We start from the raw sequence: 603 nt of genomic DNA, 5'->3' as shown, positions 1-603 counted from the left end.
CAGAAGCCCACGATACACTCCGTGACTCAAATACACCGATACCAAACCAATATCCTGGGTTTTATCTGCGCTGCGCAATTCACTGATGGCTGCTTCTATGGCGACCGCACTGCCGACGATGTAATCAATGTTCCCCATATCAATCACGCGCTGCACTAGGTTACGCTGTAACTCTTTGTCGTTGTCTGCCCAAAAGGAGTCAACGATGTGGATGTCGCTGTTTTTGATAGCTTCATAAAACCCCGTTGTGACAGGCTTAGTGCCACCACGAGTGCGCGGGCCAAGCAGTAGGGCAATATTGGTTTTACCTGAGCCTTTTGGATGGCGCTCGGCTAAGTACTTACCGGCCTCGTAACCCAGCCAATACCAATCGACACCGACTTCGCCTTTGAGCAGTGTGCTCTGTTCTTCATCAAGATCGAGTTGGTTGACTGTTGCAAATACGGGCGTGTTGCCGACCCAACTTTTTAAGTTGTGTTCATAGGCGTGAGGATCAACCGTGCCTAAAATAATGGCATCCGCACCCCATTGGGTACACAGCGCAAGTTGCTGCTCTTGACGACTTTTATTTGGGTAGCCACCTGCTTCTAATACGCGCAGGTT

1 protein-coding gene is annotated in these 603 nt (G+C 50.1%); it reads right to left on the bottom strand.

What is annotated here, in order from left to right:
* On the bottom strand, positions 1-600 hold a 600-nt coding region (torT, locus tag R7E78_RS28265; protein ID WP_318058899.1), incomplete at its 3' end, for a TMAO reductase system periplasmic protein TorT.
* Between the last annotated feature and the right edge of the window lie 3 nt (positions 601-603).

It is taken from the genome of Vibrio sp. YT-19(2023) (assembly GCF_033337395.1).
The sequence above is the reverse complement of the archived record's forward strand: the minus strand, read 5'-3'. Positions and strand labels throughout refer to the sequence as shown.